This window comes from Buttiauxella sp. BIGb0471 (genome assembly GCF_024807715.1).
Lineage (GTDB): Bacteria > Pseudomonadota > Gammaproteobacteria > Enterobacterales > Enterobacteriaceae > Buttiauxella > Buttiauxella agrestis.
The window spans coordinates 464,879-489,300 of record NZ_JANUEU010000001.1; the positions used below are offsets into that span (position 1 = coordinate 464,879).

At 53.1% G+C, this 24,422-nt stretch carries 19 protein-coding genes; 10 read left to right on the forward strand and 9 right to left on the reverse strand.

Annotated elements, in window-relative coordinates:
• Positions 1-7: 7 nt before the first annotated feature.
• From M2371_RS02135 to M2371_RS02170, 8 genes are all read left to right on the forward strand, one after another.
• The gene (locus M2371_RS02135; protein WP_034496816.1) at positions 8-781 is read left to right on the forward strand and encodes an ABC transporter ATP-binding protein; all 774 of its coding nucleotides are present in this window, start codon (positions 8-10) and stop codon (positions 779-781) included.
• A 385-nt stretch (positions 782-1,166) separates the two neighbouring features.
• Positions 1,167-1,703: a fimbrial protein gene (locus M2371_RS02140; RefSeq protein ID WP_259266754.1), complete on the forward strand. Its 537-nt coding sequence runs from the start codon at positions 1,167-1,169 to the stop codon at positions 1,701-1,703.
• Between the two features lie 25 nt (positions 1,704-1,728).
• On the forward strand, positions 1,729-2,433 hold the full coding sequence (locus M2371_RS02145) for a molecular chaperone (RefSeq protein ID WP_259266755.1): 705 nt from the start codon (positions 1,729-1,731) through the stop codon (positions 2,431-2,433).
• Between the two features lie 23 nt (positions 2,434-2,456).
• Positions 2,457-4,976 carry a fimbria/pilus outer membrane usher protein gene (locus M2371_RS02150; protein ID WP_259266756.1) on the forward strand — a complete coding sequence of 840 codons (2,520 nt, stop codon included), beginning with the start codon at positions 2,457-2,459 and terminating at the stop codon, positions 4,974-4,976.
• Between the two features lie 12 nt (positions 4,977-4,988).
• Positions 4,989-6,335, forward strand: coding sequence for a fimbrial protein (locus M2371_RS02155; protein WP_259266757.1), 1,347 nt, complete (start codon positions 4,989-4,991; stop codon positions 6,333-6,335).
• Positions 6,307-7,008 (forward strand): molecular chaperone, encoded by a 702-nt coding sequence (locus tag M2371_RS02160; protein ID WP_259266758.1) that lies wholly within the window; start codon positions 6,307-6,309, stop codon positions 7,006-7,008. Before M2371_RS02155 ends, M2371_RS02160 begins: the two co-directional genes overlap by 29 nt.
• 51 nt (positions 7,009-7,059) lie before the next feature.
• Complete coding sequence (locus M2371_RS02165) at positions 7,060-7,848, forward strand: winged helix-turn-helix domain-containing protein (protein WP_172893692.1); 789 nt, start codon at positions 7,060-7,062, stop codon at positions 7,846-7,848.
• A complete protein-coding gene (locus M2371_RS02170; RefSeq protein ID WP_172893693.1) occupies positions 7,838-8,308 on the forward strand; it encodes a hypothetical protein in 471 nt (156 codons plus the stop codon). Before M2371_RS02165 ends, M2371_RS02170 begins: the two co-directional genes overlap by 11 nt.
• A gap of 4 nt (positions 8,309-8,312) precedes the next feature.
• On the opposite strand, the gene yegS is transcribed toward M2371_RS02170, so the two are convergent.
• The 8 genes from yegS to M2371_RS02210 all read right to left on the reverse strand — a co-directional run bounded on the left by yegS (position 8,313) and on the right by M2371_RS02210 (position 22,082).
• Positions 8,313-9,212: a lipid kinase YegS gene (yegS, locus tag M2371_RS02175; RefSeq protein ID WP_259266759.1), complete on the reverse strand. Its 900-nt coding sequence runs from the start codon at positions 9,210-9,212 to the stop codon at positions 8,313-8,315.
• Positions 9,213-9,507: 295 nt separating this feature from the next.
• Positions 9,508-10,869, reverse strand: a complete 1,362-nt coding sequence (gene yegQ, locus M2371_RS02180) for a tRNA 5-hydroxyuridine modification protein YegQ (RefSeq protein WP_034496690.1) — start codon at positions 10,867-10,869, stop codon at positions 9,508-9,510.
• 232 nt (positions 10,870-11,101) lie between these two features.
• A complete protein-coding gene (gene baeR / locus M2371_RS02185; protein ID WP_064512272.1) occupies positions 11,102-11,824 on the reverse strand; it encodes a two-component system response regulator BaeR in 723 nt (240 codons plus the stop codon).
• Positions 11,821-13,215 carry a two-component system sensor histidine kinase BaeS gene (gene baeS / locus M2371_RS02190; RefSeq protein WP_115627858.1) on the reverse strand — a complete coding sequence of 465 codons (1,395 nt, stop codon included), beginning with the start codon at positions 13,213-13,215 and terminating at the stop codon, positions 11,821-11,823. Before baeS ends, baeR begins: the two co-directional genes overlap by 4 nt.
• A complete protein-coding gene (locus M2371_RS02195; RefSeq protein WP_172893696.1) occupies positions 13,212-14,627 on the reverse strand; it encodes an MFS transporter in 1,416 nt (471 codons plus the stop codon). The genes baeS and M2371_RS02195 overlap by 4 nt, the downstream gene beginning before the upstream one ends.
• Positions 14,624-17,707, reverse strand: coding sequence for a multidrug efflux RND transporter permease subunit MdtC (gene mdtC / locus M2371_RS02200; protein WP_259266760.1), 3,084 nt, complete (start codon positions 17,705-17,707; stop codon positions 14,624-14,626). The genes M2371_RS02195 and mdtC overlap by 4 nt, the downstream gene beginning before the upstream one ends.
• Positions 17,704-20,835 (reverse strand): MdtB/MuxB family multidrug efflux RND transporter permease subunit, encoded by a 3,132-nt coding sequence (locus M2371_RS02205; protein WP_259266761.1) that lies wholly within the window; start codon positions 20,833-20,835, stop codon positions 17,704-17,706. Before M2371_RS02205 ends, mdtC begins: the two co-directional genes overlap by 4 nt.
• Positions 20,835-22,082 carry an MdtA/MuxA family multidrug efflux RND transporter periplasmic adaptor subunit gene (locus M2371_RS02210; RefSeq protein WP_259266762.1) on the reverse strand — a complete coding sequence of 416 codons (1,248 nt, stop codon included), beginning with the start codon at positions 22,080-22,082 and terminating at the stop codon, positions 20,835-20,837. The genes M2371_RS02205 and M2371_RS02210 overlap by 1 nt, the downstream gene beginning before the upstream one ends.
• A gap of 229 nt (positions 22,083-22,311) precedes the next feature.
• Here M2371_RS02210 and M2371_RS02215 point away from each other — a divergent pair, with 229 nt between their 5' ends.
• Complete coding sequence (locus M2371_RS02215) at positions 22,312-22,659, forward strand: type II toxin-antitoxin system RelE/ParE family toxin (protein WP_172893699.1); 348 nt, start codon at positions 22,312-22,314, stop codon at positions 22,657-22,659.
• Position 22,660: 1 nt separating this feature from the next.
• Positions 22,661-22,978 carry a helix-turn-helix domain-containing protein gene (locus M2371_RS02220; protein ID WP_172893700.1) on the forward strand — a complete coding sequence of 106 codons (318 nt, stop codon included), beginning with the start codon at positions 22,661-22,663 and terminating at the stop codon, positions 22,976-22,978.
• A 30-nt stretch (positions 22,979-23,008) separates the two neighbouring features.
• On the opposite strand, the gene yegD is transcribed toward M2371_RS02220, so the two are convergent.
• Positions 23,009-24,367, reverse strand: coding sequence for a molecular chaperone (gene yegD / locus M2371_RS02225; RefSeq protein WP_259266763.1), 1,359 nt, complete (start codon positions 24,365-24,367; stop codon positions 23,009-23,011).
• Positions 24,368-24,422: the final 55 nt, after the last annotated feature.

The following is a 24,422-nucleotide window of genomic DNA, read 5'->3' on the forward strand; positions in this document are numbered from 1 at the left end:
GTCATCCATGATTGAAGTCAGCCAGCTCAATTTAACCTTTGGCGAAGGGGCGAAAACCAACCAGGTGCTGTTCGATGTGAATTTTAACGTTGGGCACGGCGAGATTTTTGGCCTGGTGGGGGAGTCGGGTTCCGGGAAAACGACCGTACTGAAATGCCTGGCGGGGTTGTTTACCCACTGGCAGGGAAAACTGGTAATTGATGGGACGGAACTCGAGCACAAAATCAGCCGCGAACGGTGCCGCATGGTGCAAATGGTATTTCAGGATCCCTACGGTTCGCTCCATCCGCGCCATACCATTGGCGACATTCTGGAAGAACCGCTGCAAATACATGGTTTCACCGACCGCGACCGCCGCATCAACATGATGCTCGATAAAGTCGGCCTGAACCGGGCGTTTCGCAGCCGTTATCCGCATCAGCTTTCTGGCGGGCAGCGCCAGCGTGTGGCGATTGCACGTGCGCTGATACTTGAACCGGAAGTACTGCTGCTAGATGAGCCTACTTCAGCATTGGATGTTTCGGTGCAGGCAGAAATTCTCAATTTACTTTCGGATTTACAGCAAGAATCGAAACTCACCTATTTAATGGTGACGCACGATTTAGGCGTGATTGCGCATTTATGCCATCGCGTCGGTGTAATGCAACACGGGAAAATTCTTGAGTCACTCAGTACCGATAATTTAATTAGCGGTGCGGCGCAAAATCCTTATACCCAAATGCTGGTGAATGCCAGTCGGCAATATAGCCGTGAAATGGCAAGTCAGGTAGCTCAGTTTTAATTAATGATTGCTTTTAGAAATACCGTGCGTCAGGCAAACCCTGGCGCATTTTTATATGGTTAAGATTAATAATTCTGCTCCTTTCAACTTCCGCGCTCATCACTCTTAATTTTTCATAACCATCTGAATAATATGAAATAAACTATTCTTATATAAGATGTTTTTCTTATATAAGAAAGACGACAAAGATTATTCAGAAAACAAATCTAGGAATTTTCCTAAGAAGCAATAACATGACCATACCTTCTGCAATGTTTCTGCTTAGGGTTATATATCTCATTCTCAACTGCTCAACCTTATCTGTTTATTTATCAGTAACAGGCTTATTTGCTCTGGGATTCCGCATTGCACGATAAGGACGAAGCAACACAACAAGGATAACAAGATGAAAGCTTTATTACCTGTAGTATTCGGCACGGCAGCTTTATTCAGTGGCGCGGCTTTCGCGGAATCAACAAACACCATTACCTTTAAAGGCGAGATCACTGAACAAACCTGCTCGGTGACCGTTAACGGTTCAGATGCTCACCCTGTCGTACTGTTGCCAACCATCTCTAAAAGTGAACTTAAGGACGCTGCTTCTTCGGCAGGGCTGACCACGTTCACTATGGGCGTCAGTGGATGCAGCGTAGACAGCGCCACATTAGAGATTAAAACCTTATTTATCGGCACTAACGTTACCAGTAGCGGAAACCTTGCAACCAGCGGTTCGGCTACTAACGTTGAGCTGCAATTGCTAACCGATGCATCGGGCAGCACGGTTATCGACCTAAGTAACCCAATGGCTGTTGCAGGGATATCTATTCCGGCAGGAGAACAGTCCGGTGAACACGACTACGCAGTGCGCTACTTCTCGCCAACTGGTAATGCTACCGCGGGTGATGTTGTCGCCGCAGTGCAGTACGCGATTTCTTATCTTTAATAGTGCACGGCGTAGGGGATGAAACATGAGTTTAGGGAGAAGTTTGCTTACGTTTGCACTCGTCGGTACCTGTTTAAGCAGCCAGGCAAGTGTTGTGATGACGGGCAACCGTGTGGTGTATCCAGCGGAGGCAAAACAAGTCAGCGTGCAGTTAACCAACCGGGATGACTTTCCAAATGTCATGCAGGCCTGGCTGGACAGCGGCGATGAGCAGTCAACACCGCAAACCGCGCGCGCACCTTTTATTCTGACCCCTCCCATGTTTCGCATGGCCGCGCACAGCGGCCAAACCCTGCGCCTGCAGTTTACCGGCGCGGATTTGCCAAAGGATAAAGAGTCGGTGTTCTGGCTCAATACCTTGCAAATCCCGCCGGTGGCTAAAGGGAGTGAAGCATCCAATCAGATGATCGTGATGCTGCGCAGTCGTATGAAAGTGTTCTGGCGTCCCGCTGGATTACAGGGCTCGCCGGACACGATGAACAAAACGACAACCGCTTCGGTTTCAGGCCGCCAACTGAGCCTCACCAACAACAGCGGCTATTTCGCATCGATTGCCCATGTGGTGGTGACGGTTGCCAATAGATCCGTGACGTTGAGTGGCGAGATGATTGCCCCCGGTGCGACAAAATCATGGCCCTTAGCTGGCACACCTTCGGGTGACAGCGTGCAGATGACATGGATTAACGATCAGGGCGCTTATCTGAGCGGAACACTTCCACTGAAGCATTAGAGGCTTTGCAGGGAAGCAAAATTATGGAAAAACATCACTGGCTGAGCCTTTGCTTGCTGGGTGGATGGGCGTTGCCGTTCGTCTCGCAGGCCGAAAACTACACCTTCGATGAAGCCTTATTGTTGGGGAGCGATTACGGGCAGGGGCTTGCTCGCTTCAACAGCGAGGCTTCAGTGGCTCCGGGGCAATATCTGGTGGATATCTGGCTAAACGGGCGGTTTATCGCCCGTGAAGGAGTGATGTTTCGTGGTGAAGGTGAGGATGTTACGCCTTGTTTGCCGTTGGTTTTTTATGAACAAAATGGTGTGCTGGCATTAAACACGCCCGGCAGCGAAAGCTGTTTAAGCCCTGCGAAACGCGTCGCAGGGGCAAGTTATGTATTTGATAACGCGCTATTACGGCTGGATATTGCCATCCCCCAGGCTGAAATGGTGCAGGTGCCGCATGATTACGTCGCCCCCGAGCAATGGCAGGCGGGGGAAAGCCTGTTGTTTACCAACTACAACAGTAACTTTTATTACAGTGATGCAGGTGGAAGCCAGAGCGAATACGGCTGGTTGGGGCTCACAGCGGGCATTAACTTTGGTTTATGGCAACTGCGCCAGCAATCCTCAGCAAGCTATAGCCGTTATGGGGATAAGAAACGCTACCAGTGGGATAACTTACAAACCTGGCTACAACGCCCGGTTGCAGCGCTGCAAAGCACACTCAGTGCAGGGCAAAGTTACAGTGGTGGCAACCTGTTTAGCAGCATGGCGTTTACTGGCGTCAAACTGGAAACCGACCAACGGATGTGGCCTCAATCCCGACAAGGATACGCACCAGAAATTCGCGGCACGGCAGCAAGCGCCGCGCGTGTGGTCGTCAGCCAGAACGGGCGCACGTTGTACCAAACCAACGTGGCGCAAGGGCCGTTTTTGATTAACGACCTTGCCAGCACCGCCTGGCAGGGCGATTTACAGGTTGATGTGATTGAAGCCGAGGGTAGCCGCAGCCAGTTCACTGTGCCGTTTTCTGCGCTGCCGCTTTCATTGCGCCCGGGGGTCTGGCGCTATAACGCGGTTATTGGCCGTGCGCGTGATTATGATACGGATGACAACTGGTTCGGTGATTTCACCCTTGAACGCGGTATCGCCAATAGCCTGACGGCTAACGGTGGCGTTCGTCTGGGGAAAGAGTACGCCTCCACGGTACTGGGTGGCGTCTGGGCTTCAGAGCTTGGGGCGATTGGTGCGGATGTGACGGCGTCGTCCGCTCAACTCCCGGATGGCAAACAAACGGGCTGGCGTTCACAGCTTTCCTGGAGCCGTTCGTTTAACGCAACCGGTACCAACGTGGCACTGGCGGGCTACCGCTATTCCACTGCCGGATATCGTGATTTCAGTGATGTGCTGGGTGAACGAAATGCGGCTAAAAACAGTGATACCTGGCGTTCGGATACGCTTTCGCAGCGCAACCAGTTTACCGCCACCGTTAACCAGCAATTGGGTGACTATGGCTCGATATGGCTTTCCGGCTCGGTGAGCGATTACTACGGCGAGCGGGGACGCAATACACAGCTCCAGTTTGGTTATGCCAATCAGTGGCGACAAATTAGTTACAACCTGGCCGCGAGCCGCCAGCAAACATTCTGGCGTGATACCACACGACGGGCAGATGGGCAGCCAGCGCAGAATGCCAGACACGGTCAGACGGAAAATATTGTCACGCTGACATTCTCCGTGCCGCTGAAGTTTGGTGAGCGTGAAGATTATCTCTCGCTTTCAACTAGCCATAGTAAAAGCAGTGGCACCAGTTATCAGGCATCGCTGGCAGGCTCCATCACTGAAGACGATAGCGCAAGTTATGCCGTTTCTGCGGGTTACCAGAACGCATCGGGCGAGGCGGCACAAAAGAACTGGAGCGCCTCGCTGCAAAAAATGACTTCCTTTGGCACCCTCAACGGCAGCTATTCGCAGGCAGAAAACTATAAGCAATGGTCAGGTGGAATGCGGGGTGCCGCAGTTGTGCATCGCGGAGGCGTTACGCTTGGACCATGGCTAGGCGACACCTTTGCGCTGGTGGAAGCGAAGGGCGCCGAAGGGGCGCGCGTCAGTAATGGCCAGGGCGCAGCCATCAACGCTCAAGGCTTCGCGCTTGTGCCATCGCTAACTCCCTATCGTTTTAATCATGTTCAGTTAGACACCCGTAATATGGCGGCCGACATTGAGCTTGAGGATAACCAACAACGCGTTGCACCGTATGCCGGAGCCGCAGTGAAATTATCGTTCTCAACGATAAAGGGAGCCGCGGCACTGATTGATGTCACTACACGCCGTGGCTCGCTCCCTGCAGGAGCAGAAGTCTTTGATGAACACAATCAGGTTGTCGGGATGGTGGGGCAGGCAAACCAGGTGTATGCCCGTTTACCGACAACGAAAGGACAGTTGACGGTGCGTTGGGGCGAGGGCCCTGATGAAAGATGCGCTTTTCAATATCAGCTAACAGATGACCAACCTCAGCGGGCGATGATCGCGCTTACAGCTCAGTGTTCGGATGCGTAAGGAAACCATTAAGTGAAAACCAGGACAAAACTCGCGATCGTCATTCTGATGATGTTAAGCGCTACGGCACAGGCGGCATGTGAATACATTATTTACCCGTATACCGGCGCGAATAGTCAATTCGGTTCACACCGCCTGAGTTCGGCCAGTGATGGCAAAGCTGATTCCTGGTGGGGTCACAGTGGGGCCGATGCCAAGAACGGGCAGCTGACCGGCGTGAGTAAATCGATTGATGTCAGCAGCAATAATATTTTCCAACCGCCTGGCACGGTGCTGGCGGCAACTGGGGGCATTCCTTTTACCCAATATGCGCACAAAGGCGGGTGGGACCCTGAACTGGTGTTTTTCCGCTGTACGCCCGATACCGCAGGCCAGCTTTACCAGGCGTTTTCCACCAATGGGGATGACGCCTATGCCGGTTGGTATGAAGCGCAAGATGTGCCGGGGGCTTATCTGACGCTTGCCAGAAATGTGGCGATGCGCATTACGCTGGAAGCGACCGGACAGGTATTCACGGATATCTGGCAGCAGATCGCCATGACTAACCTTGATACGGATAAAGACGGCAACTTTTTAATTAAAGCCAAAAACTTTTCGCCGATTCGTGTGGAGCTGATCAAAACAGCGGATACGCGATATTTTATTAGCTCGGCTGCGACTTACACTTTTGCTGGGGTAAACCCTAATGCTTATGTTGTGTTTCGCGGGCCAGGACTTGATTCGAACGGCATCAAAGTGGGCCAGGCGCATCGTGGCGGTAACTGGGCTGGCTGGTATCACGAATGGCCATCGGTCATTAGCCTTTACAATAATGGGATTACCGTGCGGCGAGGGGCGATTTGCCAGGTGACCCATTTCACACCTTTTGTGCAATTACCAAGAGTCAGTGCCACGGATATCAGAGCTGGGCGCAGCGTCAGTGCACCTTTCTCGCTGGAGTTTGCTTGCGAATCCAATGTGGTTTCAGGGGTTGTCACCAACAAGCAGAACGTCGCACTCGGGTTTCTGGCTCCGGAGGCGAATGTCCTGGCAGCGCAAAAATATGGCCTGATTAGCGGGAATGCGGTGACTCACTTACTTGATGATGCTTACGGCGCACCGGGTCATGCACGGGGTGTTGGCGTCAGGATATTGCGCAATGGTTTCCCGATGAACTTCTTGACCACCGACGTCGCTGGAACAGGCGCAAGCGCGGGTTGGGTGCCTGTGCTGGGGGGCGCGCAGGTGAAAACTGCAACCCAGAGTGGTGTTGATAGCTACCACGAAACATTTGAAGCGCGTCTTGAACGTTTCTCAAGTGATCAAGTGGAAGCAGGGAGGTATCAGGCTCATGCCCAAATCCTTATGCGTCTTCAGTAGATTGCTGTTTTTTTGGCTATGTTTAGCCTTGCCCGCCCAAGCGGTGGTCAACCTGAGTGCCACGCGGGTGGTCTTTGACAAGGGAGCGGCGACCCAATCTATTACGCTTGCTAACAGTGCTGATTATCCGGTGATGGTGCAGGCATGGATTGACGATGGCGACCCTCACGGCATTCCGCAAACTGCCGAATCGCCGTTTGTCGTACTGCCACCCATTTTTCGTCTGGCGCCGCTTGAGCAGCGTTCTGTCAGGCTGCTAACCAGCGCTAAAGGTTTGCCAGATGACCGTGAGTCATTGTTTTGGCTGAATATTTATGAGATTCCGCCTAATCAGCCAGCGGTACAAAATGAAAAAATCCTGCTGGCATTTCGTACGCAGCTGAAAGTGTTTTGGCGTCCAGCTGGAGTGGGGAAACTGACTGAAGATGCGGGAAATCAATTACGTTTTACGCGCTCGGGTGAGGGAGTGACAGTATCCAACCCTACGCCCTGGAATATCTCTTTGGCTGAGGTGGAAATAGCCGGGTATTCTGCTTCGGGAATGACCTTAAGTCCATTTTCGCAGCAGCCGCTCTTTACGTTTAATAAGGTAGATTTACAGGACGGTGTAGTTAAATTTGTCATAATAAACGATGAGGGAAATCAGTGGGGTTATGCTTTGTCGATTAAATAAACAGATCTAATAAGCCTTTACACCCCCAGATCTGAATACGTAAGGAACAGCGTGAATAAACAAATTATCTTGAATGGCGTGGCTGCCTTTCTACCTGAAAAACACAGGATTATCGCTATTAATAGCGACCGACCACCCTTATCACTGAGTATACCTGCGAGTAGATGCCTGGCATTGTTGGTTAATTATCAAGGGGAGGTGGTGCTTCGGGAACACTTTTTCCATGAAGTCTGGGTGAGTAATGGAGCCCAGGTAACCAATAATACCTTCTATCAAAATATTTCCCTTTTGCGCCGGGCATTTAAAGAGTTTGGCCTTAATGAGGACTATATCGTCACCGTCCCAAAGGTCGGGGTCAAACTTGAAAATACCTTGAAAATAACCCGCAGTGAAGAAGTTGAAACCATTGCTACGGAGCGATCACAACCTTCTACGCCTGAGCCAACACCGCCGCGTAAGATTGCGCGCCGTTTGTCTTCTTCGCTCAGTAAGGGACGATTTGGTTTAGGTACAATGGTGCTAGTGCTCTGTTTAGGTGGCACGTCTTTGGCCTGGCAAGGCAGCATGGATAACCGCTTCACAGAATTTAAACCGCTAATAACTCAAAGTAACTGCAGTTATTTTGTGAATTCCGATACCACTGACTATAAAAAACATCGCTTATTTGCGCGTGATTTTAAATTGAATTGTGAAGATTTTCATTATGTCTATTTAACAGCTTATAACAATTTTGCCCGTTTTTCTGCTGTGGCCTGTGAACGTCCATTTAGTGCCTGGCGAAAGAATCACTGTGTCACACATTATGTTATAACGGATAATGGAAATGCGTTTGAAAAATAATACTGCATGGTTATTAGTAGGCTTGCTGATCATCGCATCCTGTATCGCGACGGTTAAGGTATATCTGTATTGGAAGAATACGCATTTTAGCTGTGCTGGGGAATTAACCCTTCATCGTAAAGACAATGTTGCAAATGTTACGATGCAATATGTTTTTAATGGTGATACCGGGGCGGTGATGCTACGGGGTGAGGTTATATCGAACAATACTCTGGTTGAACAAGTAAGCCAGAATGTATTTTTTGATTTTCAGCGTAAGGGAAATGATTATTTTCTCATTTCAAAGTCAGTGACGGATTCAACTGGAAGCCCAACGGATCTCCCATTATTAAAGAGAACATTCCCGCTCTTCTATTTAGAACCCGATGCGAAGTTTTTTCTTAATATCAAACAATTGACTGGCTCCAGCTGGCTTTTTACCACCAGCCGATCGCCTTCTTTGCTTTGCAGCAGTAAATAACCCGTTAACCTAACAGCGGGCAGTTTGGCGGCAGGCGGCAGCTCAGCGCATTGGGATGGATATCAATGCGGAATTTCTGGCTGGTCAGCGGCTCGCCATCAAGGTTAAAGGTAATGTCGTGCGGGGCGGTTATCTCGAACCAGGATGAACGCCCATCAATAATATTGGGGTTGTCGTCTGGTTGCGTCAGCGTTTTAAAAATTGCCGGCAGCAACTCTTCGCCAGTAAAAATACGCAACTCTAATAAACCATCATTAATCAATGCCTGTGGGCAAAGTTCCTGCCCACCACCCGCCTGGCGGCCATTGCCGATACCAATCACCAGCGCATCGCCTTGCCATTCAAAATTTTCACCCCGGATTTCGCAGCGGTCAGGTTTGAGCGTGTCGAGGCGAATCAATCCGTGAACGAAATAGGCGATACCACCGAGTGCGGCTTTCAGTTTTTCAGGTGTTTCGGTAGTGATACGTGTGCCAAAACCACCGGTCGCCATATTGATAAAGAAGGCGGATTCGTTCACTTGTACCAGATCAATAGGCACGCCTTTGCCGACTATTGCCAGTTGCAATGCTTTATCCAGCTCCTGGGGAATGCCGATGCTGGTGGCAAAATCATTCGCGGTGCCTAGCGGGAGAATCCCCAACACCGGGCGGTTTTCAGGATCAAGTTGCGCCAGCGCGGTTGCTACTTCGTTTATTGTGCCGTCGCCGCCGCCAGCAATGACGGTATTGACACCCAAACTGGATGCTTCTTTTACGTAACGAATCGCGTCACCTTGTTCCCAGGTAACGCGGATGTGTAACGTGTAACCCTCGTCACGCATGACTTTTACGGCGCTTCGCAAGATGTCATTGTTGGCACCTTTGCCGTTCAGAATGACGAGTGATGCGGGAAACTGCTCCATGGCGGACCTCAGGAAATGTAGTTGAATTCTGAGTGTATCTTATGTGTGGGATTTGCGGGTAAGAACAGGCTGAGTCTGCGGGGTTTAGCAAAAAAGAAGGCCTGCGAAAGGGAGATTCCACAGGCCAATGAGGTGGTTCTTGGTATATATCATGATGCTTCAAATTGAATGATCAGGATATAGCTAGCATTTATGGGTTATGTTTTTCAGCCCGGCGATAATAACCGCAACAAGCGAAGCGGTATGTGATCGGTTTCTAAGAAATGTCCTGGCGTGAAAAAATACCCCAAATTAACTAGTTAGCATGCGGATCGCGTGAGGTCTGACCGGCTAAATTGCGCATCAGCAGCGCATAATCCAGCGAGACATCTTCCGGCACAGGCATCCATACGGTGTGACCGTCGCCCGGTGCAACGTCAATCGGTTGCGCCTTGGTGTTTTCCAGCACTTCAAGCGTGAAAGTCACGTTACCTTGCGGCGTCATCATTTCCAGGCTGTCACCCAACAAGAATTTGTTTTTGACTTTTACCGCTGCCAGGTCGCCACGGCGTTCACCGGTAAATTCGCCAACAAACTGCTGAGTTTCCGAAACGGAGTGACCGTAATCGTAATTCTGATAAGAATCATGATTATGGCGACGCAAGAAACCTTCGGTGTAACCCCGGTGTGCGAGGCCTTCAAGCGTGGTTAAAAGAGTAGGGTCGAACGGTTTGCCTGCGGCGGCATCGTCAATCGCGCGGCGATAGACCTGAGCGGTACGCGCACAGTAATAATAAGACTTGGTGCGGCCTTCGATTTTCAGCGAGTGGACGCCCATTTTGGTCAGGCGCTCAACGTGTTCAATGGCACGCAAGTCTTTGGAGTTCATGATGTAGGTGCCATGTTCGTCTTCGAACGCCGTCATGTATTCGCCAGGACGCTTGGCTTCTTCCAGCATAAACACCTGGTCAGTGGGTGCGCCTGCGCCCAAAGTTGGTTCAATGTTTTGCACCGGAATTGGCTCATGAAGATGCACGATATTACCGACATCATCTTCTTTGCCTTCTTCAACTTTGTATTCCCAACGGCAGGCGTTGGTGCAAGTGCCCTGGTTCGGGTCACGCTTGTTGATGTAGCCAGAAAGCAGGCAGCGGCCAGAATAGGCCATGCACAGTGCGCCGTGCACGAAGATTTCCAGTTCCATGTCCGGCACTTGCTCACGGACTTCAGCAATCTCTTCCAGAGACAACTCGCGGGACAAAATCACGCGCGTCAGCCCCATTTGTTTCCAGAACTTCACCGTCGCCCAGTTCACAGCGTTCGCCTGTACAGACAGGTGAACATCCATTTCCGGGAACGCTTCACGCACCATCATGATAAGGCCAGGATCGGACATGATCAGCGCATCCGGCCCCATATCAATAACCGGCTTCAGGTCACGGATAAAGGTTTTCAGCTTGGCGTTGTGCGGGGCAATGTTGACTACCACGTAGAATTTTTTACCCAGCTCATGGGCTTCGTTGATGCCGAGCTGGAGATTCTCGTGATTGAATTCGTTATTGCGCACGCGCAGGCTGTAACGCGGCTGGCCCGCGTACACCGCATCGGCACCATAGGCAAAAGCGTAACGCATATTTTTCAGCGTTCCGGCTGGCGAAAGGAGTTCTGGTTTAAACATGGGGATTCTCGTCTGATTTCAGGTCAGAACCACTCCACCCGTCATACTTCAAGTTGCTGGTGCGTTGGCGGCGTTCATTCACCCGAATCACTTACTTGAGTAAGCTCATCGGGATTCACTCTCTTGCCGCCTTCCCCCAACTCGAATTATTTAGGGTTCGATTAAGATGGAATGGTTTAAGGCACAATTTTAGGGCGGGAATTGTAGCGCTAATTGGTTCCAGAAACTACCTTTACGCAATACGGCAGGCGTCGGCTTCCCAGCGATAACCCACACCATAAACGGCGCGGATAAACGACTGTTCTTCATCGAGCGCTTCGAGCTTGCGGCGCAGGTTTTTGATATGGCTGTCGATGGTGCGGTCTGTGACGACGCGGTAATCATCATAAAGCTGGTTCAATAACTGCTCTCGCGAAAACACTTTGCCCGGTTCATGGGACAGCGTTTTCAACAGACGAAATTCCGCAGGCGTTAAATCCAGCAGCTTGTCGCGCCAGCTTGCCTGGAAACGGCCTTCGTCGATGATTAATGGGCTGATTTCGTCAGCCGCCACCGGGTCACGCTGGCGTTTGCAGCGGCGCAAAATCGTTTTCACGCGTGCCACCACTTCTCGCGGGCTGTAGGGTTTGCAGATGTAATCATCGGCACCAATTTCCAGCCCTAAAAGACGGTCGATTTCTTCAATTTTGGCCGTCACCATCACAATCGGAATTTCCGAGAAGCGGCGGATTTCGCGGCACAGCGTCAGGCCGTCGGTGCCTGGCAGCATTAAATCAAGCAGGATTAAATCCGGCGGCGTCTGGCGCACAAACGGCAGCACTTTGTCGCCGTGGGTAATCAATTCCGGGGCATAACCCGCAGCACGTAAGTAATCAATCAACAGTTGCCCGAGCTTCGGCTCGTCTTCAACAATTAAGATGCGCGGTGTGTTTTCGTCAATGGGTAATTCGGTCATACAGGTCTCAACGATTCAGGCTCCAGCGGTAACTCTACTGTAATGCTAACCCCGCCGAAAGGCGAATGCGTGGCGTAAAGCTTGCCGTTATGGGCGGCAACGATGTTCTGGCAAATGGACAAACCGAGGCCAGAACCGCCGCTGGCGCGGTTGCGCGAACCTTCAGCGCGATAAAAACGCTCAAACAGCATGGTTAATTGCTCGTCGCTCACGCCCGGCGTGCTATCGGCAAAGTGCATGATAAATCGCTGATTGACCACTTCGCCGGAAATCACCAACTGGCCGCCTGTGTCGGTGTAACGCAGGCTGTTTTCCAGCAGGTTATTGAATAACTGCATTAAACGGTCGCTGTCACCGAAAATAGTCACGCTGTCGGGCAGCGCCAGGCTGATTTTCAAACCGCGCGAATTGAAACGCTCACGGAATGCCCCGGCGACAATTTCCAGCAGGTTGATGATATCCAAAGACTGTTTCTGATAGGCCAGCGCGCCTTCGTCGGACATCGACAACTGATGCAGGTCATCAACCAGTTTGGTGAGCGTCGCCACTTCCATCTGCAAAGATGCAACAGATTCCGGCGTGAATTTGCGTACGCCATCCTGAATCGCCTCCAGCTCGCCGCGTAAAATCGCCAGCGGGGTGCGCAATTCATGGGAAATATCTGCCATATAGGCGCGGCGCATATTGTGATTTTTCTCAAGCGTGCTGGCGAGTTGGTTAAAGTCCTGCGCCAGTTTGCCGAGTTCATCCTGGCTGGTGGAGTCAACGCGAGTGGAGAAGTCCCCGGCGGCCAGTTTGTGCGTGCCGTCGACCAGTCGTTTGACCGGAGCCAGCAGGCCACGCGCCAGCAGGAAGGTGGCAGCCGCGGCAAGCAGCGTCGCCAGGCCGACGATTATCCAGCTGGTGCGCCGTTGTTGGCGGTCGAAATTAATATCCGTGTTGCGCGTCAGGCGCTCGACCGGGGAGGCGACAACCCAGCCCGCATCACGCCCGTTGACGTTAATCGCCCGGCGCATGCCATCGGTCGGCACCGGGCCACGTGGGCCAACCAGCACTTTGTAATCCTGATCGACGACCCAGAATTGGGTGCGCCAGCCGTGCGGCGGCAGATTGTTGTTTTCCACATCGCCATGCTCGAATGAACGCAACAGCTTGAACATAAAGCGATCGTTATTGCGCAGAAACTGCCAGTTGCCGTGTTGCTCGTACTGTTCGCCCAGCGCGTCGCTCAACATTTCCAGCCGCTGTTCATTGCCGCGCTTGATGTAATCAATAAACCCATGTTCGAAACTGAGCCGCACGCCCCAATGCATGATTGCCAGCACCAGCAGGCAGGTCGAGAAAATCGCGAGGAATAGTTTGCCGGTAATACCAGGCCGCCAGAGCTTCATGAGCTCCTCCTTTTGCGTCGCGCAATCACGACATTTTTAGTGGTGTCTTTCGGGACGCGAGCAAAAATCAGCGCGGGAAGGGCGATAACCAGCGCGATACTCAAATATGTGTACATAAACACGTGGTGAATAACCGCCGGATCGGCCGCCAGGTGGTGATGGCCGTACATGCCCAGCAGAAGCCCAGCGATGGTGACACCAATACTCATGGAAAGCTGCATCACCATCGAAAGCATGCTGTTGCCGGAGCTTGCGAGGTCGTCTGGCAAGTCTTTGAGCGTCAGCGTGTTCATTGACGAGAAGCGCGTGGAGTTCACCATGCCGAGCAAGAACAAGACCACCGGCAGCGCGTAATACCAGCCTAGAAGCGCGGTGGCCATAAACAGCAGGATAACCACCGCTAAACCGAGCGTGGTGGCAACCAGGACGTTGCGATAGCCAAAGCGGTTAACCACCTGCACCACAATGCGTTTCATGCCCATACTGCCGAGCACCATCGGCACCATCATCAGGCCCGCGTGGAAGGGCGAAAAACCGAGGCCGATTTGCAGGAATACCGGCGTCATAAACGGGATCATGCCGCTGCCGATACGGCCGCAAAAACTGCCTAGTAGCCCGAGAGAGAACGTCTGAGTCTTAAAAAGATTGAGGTTAAACAGGGCATTATCGTTGGCTTTGGCGTGCCATAAATAGAGCGCCATTGCCGCCGCACCGCCGCCTACCAACAGCCACACGGTGGAAGGGCTAACACCTAAACCTTTTGCGCCATCAAGGGCAATGGTCAATGCTGCCATGCCAAACGCCAGATAGACAAAGCCCATCATGTCGAATTTGCGCGTCTGCATGGTGTAGTTCGGCATCAGCCACAAGGTGGCGATGGCGCCGATAATGCCAACCGGCAGATTAATCAGGAAGATCCAGTGCCACGAGGCGTATTCCACCAGCACGCCGCCGAGCGCGGGGCCGAGCAATGGGCCGATTTGCCCCGGCAACGTCACAAAGGTCATTGCCGCCATATATTGTTCGCGCGGGACGATTTTCATCACCGTTAAGCGCCCGACGGGCACCATCATCGCTCCGCCGATCCCTTGCACGACTCGCGCCATCACCAGTTCGTTCAGCGTGGACGCGTGGGCGCACAGCAGTGAACCGAGGGTAAACAGCACAATGGCGGTGAAGAAGATATTGCGCACGCCAACGCGGTCCGCCAGCCAGCCGCTCGCGGGTAACATCACCGCCACCGTCAACACATACGACACGATAACCGAGTGCATATGCAGCGGGCTTTCCCCCAGGCTCGCCGCCATAGAGGGCAGGGCGGTGTTGACGATGGTGGTGTCGAGCGATTGCATGAAGAAGCCAAAGGCGACAATCCACAGTTGCCAGCGCACAGCGGCAGGCAATTCGGTCATGGGTTCAATACCTCATCTTTACGAGCTTTACGCGCAAACCGCATCCGCAAACGGTCAAAGAACAGATAAACCACCGGCGTGGTGTACAGCGTCAATAACTGGCTGACGACCAGACCACCTACGATGGTGATCCCCAGCGGTTGGCGTAACTCCGCGCCGTCACCGCTGGTCAGCACCAGCGGCAGTGCGCCAAACAGCGCCGCCAGCGTGGTCATCATGATTGGGCGGAAACGCAACAGGCAGGCCTGGAAAATAGCCTCTTCGGGTTGCAGGTTGCCGTTGCGCTGCGCGTCGATGGCGAAGTCCACCATCATGATGGCGTTTTTCTTCACAATGCCAATTAAGAGCATGATGCCAATGAGCGCGATTAAGCTAAACGGCGCACCAAATATTTCCAGGGCTAACAATGCGCCCACCCCCGCAGAAGGCAGCGTGGAGAGGATCGTCAGCGGGTGAACGTAGCTCTCGTAAAGAATCCCCAACACGATATACACCGTGGCAATAGCCGCGATGATCAGCAGCACCTGGGATTTCATGGTGTCCTGGAACACCTGCGCGGTTCCGGCGTACATGCCGCGTACCGTTGAAGGCACGCCGAGCGCGGTCATCGTACGGTCGATGGCGTCGCTGGCTTCAGAAAGCGACACGCCAGTCGGCAGGTTAAACGACACGGTAGACGCGGCTGAAAGCCCCTGATGGTTGACCGAAAGCGGCGCATTTGCGGGCTGCCATTTCGCAAACCAGGAAAGCGGGATCGCCTTGCCTTCTTTATTGATAACAAACATTTGATCCAGCGCGCTGATGTCTTGCGTATAACGCGAGTCAACTTCCATCACCACTTTGTACTGGTTAAGCGGCTGGTAAATCGTGGAAATCTGCCGCTGACCAAAGGCGTTATTGAGCAGGGCGTTGGCATCTTCCACGCTAATGCCCAGCCGCGCCATGGATTCGCGGTCATAAATCAGATCCATTTCTGCGCCGTTGTTCTGGCTGTCGGAGTTCACGTCCGCAAGCTGCGGCAGTTTGGCCAGTGCCTGGCGAATTTTTGGCTCCCAGGTGCGTAAATCGGCCAGGTTATCGGAAAGCAAAGTGTATTGATAACTGGCGTTGGCCTGGCGACCACCGACACGAATATCCTGCACCGCCATCAAAAACAGGCTGGCTCCCGGCTCTTTTGCCAGAGCTTTACGCAGACGGTCAATCACTTGCTGCGCGGTTTCTTTGCGCTCGGAAAGCGGTTTTAGCGAGATAAACATCATGCCGCTGTTCACCCGCGAGCCACCTGTAAATCCGGTCACGTTTTCCACCGCCGGATCTTCACGAATGATCTTCATAAAGTCCTGAAGTTTGCCGCGCATCGCCTGGAATGAAATGCTTTGGTCGGCCTGGATATTGCCCATTAACCGCCCGGTGTCTTGTTCCGGGAAGAAGGTTTTTGGAATGGCAATATAGAGCCAGACATTCAGCGCAATGGTTGCCAGCAGCACTACGCCGACCAGTTTTGTATGGTTCAGCACCCATTTCAGCGAACGCCCATAGCCTTGCTGCATCGCAATCAGCAAGCGGCCAAAACCACGCTGGCGCGTTGGCGTATGTTGCGGTTTATTTTTGAGCAACCAGCCGCACATCATCGGCGTGAGCGTAATCGACACCACCAGCGAGATACCAATCGCTACCGAAAGCGTGACGGCAAACTCTTTGAATAGTCGCCCCGGCAATCCGCCCATTAACAGCAATGGCAGGAAGACAGCCACCAAAGACAGGCTCATGGAAAGCACCGTAAAACCGACTTCACGCACGCCTTGTAACGCGGCCTGCAACGGTTTAACGCCCGCTTCGAGATGGCGGGAAATATTCTCCAGCACCACGATGGCGTCATCCACTACAAAACCGGTGGCGATGGTCAGCGCCATTAACGACAAGTTATTCAGGCTAAAACCGCACAAATACATGGCGATAAACGTGCCAATCAGCGACACCGGAACGGCAACGGCGGGGATAAGCGTTGCGCGGCCAGAACGCAGGAACAAGAACACCACCAGAATGACCAGCGCGACGGAGATAATCAGCGATTGTTCGACTTCTTCAAGCGAGGCGCGAATCGTCGGCGAGCGGTCCTGGGCAATTTGCAAATCGATTGATGCCGGAATGGTTTCCCGCAGCTCAGGGATTTTCGCCCGGATGCGGTCAACCGTTTCGATGATATTCGCTTCCTGGGATTTACGAATCATCAGCAAAATCGCGGGCTTGGCGTTGGTCATCCCGGCGTTGCGCACGTCCTGCACGGAATCGGTTACGGTGGCGACATCACTCAAATGCACCGCGCCACCGTTGTTGTAGTGAATGATCAGCGGCTGGTATTCGGCGGCGGTTTTAAGTTCGTCATTGGTCTGCAACTGCCAGCGCTGGGAGCCATCCTCCAGCGCACCCTGCGGGCGGCGTACGTTGGCATCACTAATGGACTTGCGAACCGCGTCCAGCGAAACGCCCTGGTTAAACAGCGCCTGCGGGTTAAGCGCGACGCGAACCGCCGGGAGCGAGCTGCCGCCGACATCCACATCACCGACGCCATCAATTTGCGCCACCGTCTGCGCCAGTTGCGTCGAGGCGAAATCATAAAGCTGCCCCTGAGAAAACGTGTCGGAGGTGAGCGTCAGAATAATAATGGGCGCATCGGAAGGGTTGGCTTTGCGATACGTTGGGCGGCTTGGCATGCCGCTGGGCAGCAGACTTTGCGCGGCGTTAATAGCCGCCTGCACGTCACGCGCGGCTCCGTTGATATCGCGATCAAAGGTAAATTCCAGAATGATGCGCGTGCTGCCGAGTGAACTCGACGAGGTCATCTCGTTCACGCCAGCAATGCGCCCGAGTGCGCGTTCCAGCGGTGTAGCCACCGATGACGCCATGGTTTCAGGCGATGCACCGGGGAGTGACGCACTGACCATGATCACCGGGAAATCCACCTGCGGCAGCGGGGCCACAGGCAACAGGCGGAAACCCAGCACGCCGCACAATGTGATGGCGGCGGTCAGTAAAATGGTGGCGACGGGCCGGTAGATGAACAGTGCGAAGAATTTCACAGCACTTCCTCATCACTGTCATGCCGCCCAAAACGGCGGCGCACTGCATGCGACAGGTTATCAAACAGCAGATAGATAACCGGCGTGGTAAACAGCGTTAAGACCTGGCTCACCAGCAGACCACCGACCATGCCGATCCCCAGCGGGCGGCGCAGTTCAGCACCGACACCGGTTGAAAGCATCAGCGGCAGCGCACCCAAAAGAGCGGCAAGCGTGGTCATCAGAATAGGGCGGAAACGCAGCAAACAGGCCTGGTAAATGGCCTCATACGGTTTCATGCCTTGCTCACGTTCAGCCGCCAGCGCGAAGTCGATCATCATGATGGCGTTTTTCTTCACGATACCGATAAGCAAGATGATGCCGATGATGGCAATCACGTCCAGTTCCGCTCCCGCCAGCATTAATGCCATGAGTGCGCCGACGCCTGCGGTTGGCAGCGTGGAAAGAATAGTTATCGGGTGAATAAAACTTTCATACAACACGCCGAGCACGATATACATCGCCACTACGGAGGCGACGATAAGCCAGATAGTGCTGCCCAGGGCATTCTGGAAGGCGAGGGTGCTGCCCTGGAATTGGGTGGTGATATCCGCAGGCATCGCCAGCTCTTTTTCCGCCGCCGTAATCGCTTTAACCGCGTCTTCGAGCGAGTGATCGCTTGTGACGTTAAACGAGAATGTCGTCGACGGGAACTGGTCAAGATGGTTGATAGTCAGCGGCGCAAAACGCTGCTCGATTTTGGCAATCGCACTTAACGGTACGCTGCCACCGTCTGTGCTGGCGAGACGAATATTATCCAGCCCGCTCAGACCCGGCGTGGTGCTGGTGTCGTGTTCAAGCACCACGCGGTACTGGTTGGCCTGGGTGTAAATAGTGGAAATCAGGCGCTGACCAAATGCGTTATACAGGGCGTTATCGACATCTGACATCGAGATGCCAAGGCGGCTGGCGCTGGCTCTGTCAACATTCACATAGGCTACCAGGCCTCTATCCTGCCAGTCGCTGCTGACATCTGCCAGTTGCGGCAAGGTGCGCAGTTTTTCTGTTAACTGCGGCACCCAGGTGCTGAGTTCATCGAGCGATGTGGCCTGCAATGTGAACTGGTACTGCGTCCGGCTCACCGTGGTATCGATGGTTAAGTCCTGAACCGGTTGCAGATACAGTTCGACGCCAGGGACTTTCGCCACGCCATTTTGCAAACGTTCAATCACCACCGGAATACGGTCGTCACGATCGCTTAACGGTTTGAGGTTGATTTGCAAACGTGCGCTATTAAGCGAAGGGTTAGTGCCGTCAACGCCGACAAACGAAGTCAGACTTTCTACCGCTGGATCTTTCAATATGACGTCGGCAACCTGCTGTTGGCGCTGAGCCATATTGGCAAAGGAAACCGACTGCGGCGCTTGCAGCGTGCCCTGAATAATGCCGTTATCCTGAATCGGGAAGAAGCCTTTCGGGATGAAAATCCACAGCACAACGGTGAGTGCCAGGGTGCCAAAAGCCACACCCAACGTGAGCCACGGGTGGTTTAATACGCGGGTTAACATGCGCCCGTAACCGGCAATGACGCGGTCAAAGAAGCGCTCGCTGGCACGGGAAAAACGGTTCTGTTTGCGTAGCGATTCGTGGCTTAACATGCGCGCGCACATCATCGGTGTCAGCGTCAGTGACACCACTGCTGAAATCAGAATCGCGATGGCTAGCGTGACGGCAAATTCGCGGAACAGGCGGCCAACGATATCGCCCATAAACAGCAGCGGAATCAGTACCGCTATTAGCGAGAAGGTCAGCGAGATAATCGTAAAGCCAATTTCTCCTGCCCCTTTGAGCGAGGCGGCGAGCGGTTTCTCACCTTTCTCGATATAACGCGAGATGTTCTCGATAACCACAATCGCATCGTCGACCACAAAACCGGTGGCGATGGTTAATGCCATCAGCGTCAGGTTGTTTATCGAAAAGTCGAGGAACACCATCACTGCAAATGTACCAATCAGTGACAGCGGCACCGCGACAGCAGGGATAATGGTCGCCGGAACGTTGCGCAGGAACAGGTAAATAATCATCACCACCAGGGCGATGGCGAGCATCAGCTCATGCTGCGTGTCACTGACCGAGGCGCGGATATTGGTGGTGCGGTCGCTGAGTAATTTTACTTCGACCGACTTTGGCAAACTTTTGGTTAATGCGGGCAACATCGCACGAATGGCATCGGCGGTGTCGATGATATTGGCACCCGGCTGGCGTTGCACGTTCATTACAATCGCGGGCTGTTTGTTTGCCCAGGCCCCGAGCCACGTGTTTTCAGCACCTTGTTCAACGGTTGCCACATCGCCAAGGCGAATCGGTGCCCCGTTTTGATAGGCGATAATCAAGTTGCGATATTCATCGGCCGACTGCATCTGGTCGTTGGCGGACAGCGTGACGGCGCGTTCGGGGCCATCCAGGCTGCCTTTCGCCGAGTTAACGTTGGCGCTGGTAATCGCGGTGCGCACCGTTTCGCTGGTCAGGCCAAGTGCCGCAATCGCCGGGGCGTTAAGTTTAACGCGTACCGCCGGGCGCTGGCCGCCGGAAAGCGTGACCAGTCCGACGCCGGAAACCTGGGAAATTTTCTGCGCCACACGCGTTTCTACCATGTCTTCAACTTGCGTCATCGGCATGGCGGAGGAGGTCACGGCGAGCGTCATAATCGGCGGGTCGGCCGGGTTCACTTTGCTATAAACCGGCGGGTTGGGCAGGTCGGTCGGCAGTAAATTGGTTGCGGCGTTAATCGCGGCCTGCACTTCCTGCTCGGCGACATCCAGCGGTAAAGAGAGCTGGAATTGCAGCGTCACTACCGATGCACCCCCGGCACTTTGCGACGACATTTGTTTCAGGCCGGACATCTGCCCAAATTGGCGCTCAAGCGGGGCGGTAATCGCTGATGTCACCACATCCGGACTAGCACCTGGATAGAGCGTGACGACCTGAATCGTCGGGTAATCCACTTCTGGCAGTGCAGAAACGGGCAGGAAACGATAGCCGATGATCCCGGCAAGTAAGATAGCCACCATTAATAATGTGGTCGCCACGGGGCGCAGGATAAACAGGCGTGATGGCCCTCCCGTGGCGCTTGGTGGTAGCACCTGCATCAGGAAGTCGCTCCGTTACGTTTGTGTTTTTGCGGGTGTTCAGCTTCATTCGATGGGGAAGCGGCGGTGGCTGATTGCGCTTCTACCACTTCAACTTTTGCACCTTCTGTCAGACGGTCGATGCCGTCAGTGACCACTCGATCCCCGGCGGAAAGCCCGGCGGTAATCACCACTTTTTGGCTGTCCTGAATACCGGTTGTCACCAGGTGTTTACTGACTTTATCTTCGCTGTTAAGCACCCAGACAAAGTTGCCTTCGTTGCCCATTTGCAGCGCAGCTGTTGGAATGACAACTGCATTTTGCTGGGTATCGACCAGCATGCGTGCGTTGACGAACTGGTTAGGGAACAGGGCATCATCTTCATTGTTAAAACGAGCTTTGAGTTTGATGGTGCCGGTGGTGACATCAATCTGATTATCGAGGCTCAGTAATGAACCGCTGCTTAATTTCAGCTTGTTGGTGCGATCCCAGGCCTCAACAACCAGTGTTGCTCCCGCTTTCTGCGCTTTCACGACGGTCGCAATATCGCCTTCCGGCAGGGTGAAAATCAAATCGATAGGGTGTGTTTGTGTCAATACGACAATTCCGGCGGTATCGCTGCTCGAAATCTGGTTGCCGACATCCACCTGTTTCAGGCCCACGCGGCCATCAATTGGCGCGGTAATCCGGCTCCAGTCGAGCTGCAACTGCGCACTGGCGACGGCGGCTTCGTCGGCTTTAATAGTGCCCATTGATTCGTTGACCAGCGCCTGTTGCGCGTCCATTTCCTGGCGTGAAACCAGGTTGGTTTTCACCAACTGTTGAAAGCGAGCCAAATCGCGGCGCGCATTTGCAAGCGTGGCCTGATCTTTTGCCAGTTGTCCCTGAGCTTGGGCTAAGGCAATTTTGAACTGGCTTGGGTCGATTTCTGCGAGTAAATCGCCCGCTTTAACTTGTTGGCCTTCCTGGAAGTGAATCGCCAGCAGTTGCCCATCCACACGACTACGCACCGTGACAGTATTGGCGGCGGTGATGGTGCCAAGACCGGTGAGATAGCGAGGAACGGATTCGCTGGTCGCGGTTGCGGCCTGGACAGGCGCTAATGCACCACGCATTCCCTGCCGTGAACCAGCAGGGCGCTGTTGTGTTGACTGCGAACCAGCGGTTTCGTTATCCGTGCTCGAATGACGCCAGTAAAAAATGGCGGCGATAACGACAATGATGGCGGCTGCAATCGCAAACCCACGTGTGGTGAAAGTGCCTTTCATAGTTGTATTTGTTCTCTTCCTGAAACCATTCGGCCTAATGATACTAGTGTAGAGAGTGAGAGCGGCGGAAAAATGGAGGAAATATGAAGTACTGTATGGATAAGTCTTAGATGGCGGTTTTTTGCGTACATCCTCGAAGGAATGCGGCTAAATGATATCCTGTTTGAATCTTCGCTAATAAACTGTGGTTTATACTTTAAATATAAACTATAGTTTATGAGGCAACGCTATGACATGGAAGATAGTGACGACAAAACGGTTTGAAGAGTGGTTTGATCAGCAAAGTAATGTACTTCAGGAAAGGATGCTTGCGAGTTTGGTGCGGTTACATTTTTTGGGACCTGGATTACCTCGCCCTTTTGCGGACACCATAAAGGGATCGCATTTTACCAATATGAAAGAACTTAGAGTTCAATTTCAAGGTAAGCCCATCAGAGCTTTTTATATTTTTGATTTTCAGCGTAATGCGATTTTGTTGTGTGCCGGGGATAAGTCGAAAAGTAAGCGTTTTTACGAAACGATGGTTAATGTAGCAGACAAAGAGTTTATGGACTGGTTGAGGTTACAGGAGAAATAAGATGAAAAAATTACCCGAGGGTTACACCACATTAGAAGAGCTTATCGCCCGACGCTCTCCAGAGAGCCAGAAGCGAATTGCCGAAGAAACTCAGGAGCTGATTCTCGAATGCTGTCTGCATATGATGCGGGAGCAAAAAGGCTGGTCGCAGCAGCAACTGGCCGAAGTCATGGGTATTAGCCAACCCGCCGTCACTGCAATTGAAAAGCGCGGTAATGAAGTCAAACTAGGGACGCTAAAGCGCTATATCGAGGCGTTGGGCGGCAAGCTTTCGCTGCACATAGAGTTCCCGGACGGGGTGAAACAACTCAGTATTTAAAACGCCGTGAGTTTCCCCACGGCGCATTGATTAATCGCGGAACACCACATCAGCCCAGCGTGCGAGGCCTGCGGTTACGGAGCCGAAATCATCGCCCCCGGCTAATGGAATGCCCGGTAACTGCTGTGCCAGAGCGTGTTTAAGCAGCGGCGAACGCGCACTTCCCCCGGTCAGATAAATGACATCCGGCTTCACGGCGCTGTTTTCCAACGCAAGCGTGACTTGCTCCATGATGCGTTGTAGCGGCTGGCTAATCGCCATTTCCAGTTCTGGTTGGGTAATTTCGCAACCCAGCTCTTTGCTGATAAACGGCAGCATAGTGGCGACTTGTTTGCTGTCGGACAGCGCAATTTTGCTCTCTTCAGCAGCACGCACCAGGCGATAACTGAGTCGCTGACGCCACACTTTTTGCAGGAATGCCACTTTCTCGGGTTCACGCGAATCGCGTACCAACTCGTTTAGCATGCGACCGTTGGCGCTGCTGTAGAAATCGTTTTGCGCAGGCACGTCGTTGATTGCCACCGCATTCCACCACGGCAATACCGGCAGCGCGATACCTTTTTCGGTTTGACCGCCCATTCCCAACAACGGAGAAAGCTGCTTAAACGCCAGCATAATGTCGAGATCGTTACCGCCAACGCGGCAACCGCTGTGGCCGAGCAAACTCTGTTCGCGGTCGCGACGAGCGCGCCATTGCGGCCCCATCAATAACACTGAACAGTCGGTTGTCCCGCCGCCGATATCGACGACCAGCACCTGTTTTTCTTCGGCTAACGTCGCTTCAAAATCAAGCCCTGCGGCGACGGGCTCGAACTGGAACACCACGTCTTTAAAACCTGCGCGATGTGCAGCGCGTTCAAGGATACCTTGCGCCTGTTGGTTTGCTTCATCGCCGCCTAAGCCCTGGAAGTTTATCGGGCGGCCGATCACGGCCTGGGTAATGGGCTCGGCAACCTGGCTTTGTGCCTGTTTGCGAATGTGTAGCATCATGGCGCAAACCAAATCTTCAAACACGGCGACTTGCTGCGGTTTTAAACCGGTGGCACCGAGGAAAGATTTTGGCGATTTAACGAAGTAAACTTCTTCAGGATCTTCCATGTACTGGCGCAGGGAACTCAGCCCGAATTGCACACTGCCTGGCAAAACGTCGATGTCTTCATCGCGGTTAAAGGAGACTGCACGGCGCAACAACGCCTGAGTCTCAGTGCCGGTAGCCGGGACTTCATGATGACGATATAGCCATTCACTGACTGACTCACGCGTCGGGGCGCACAACATTGAAGGAAGCAGCGTCGAGCCGTTTTCCATCTCCAGGGCTTGCGGAACACCATCGCGCATCACTGCCACAGAGCAGTTTGCAGTACCATAATCGAAGCCTATAAATTGCATAAAATCCCCATGCCGGTGAAGAAGGGGGGCGACTTTAGCGGAATGTGACGCATCC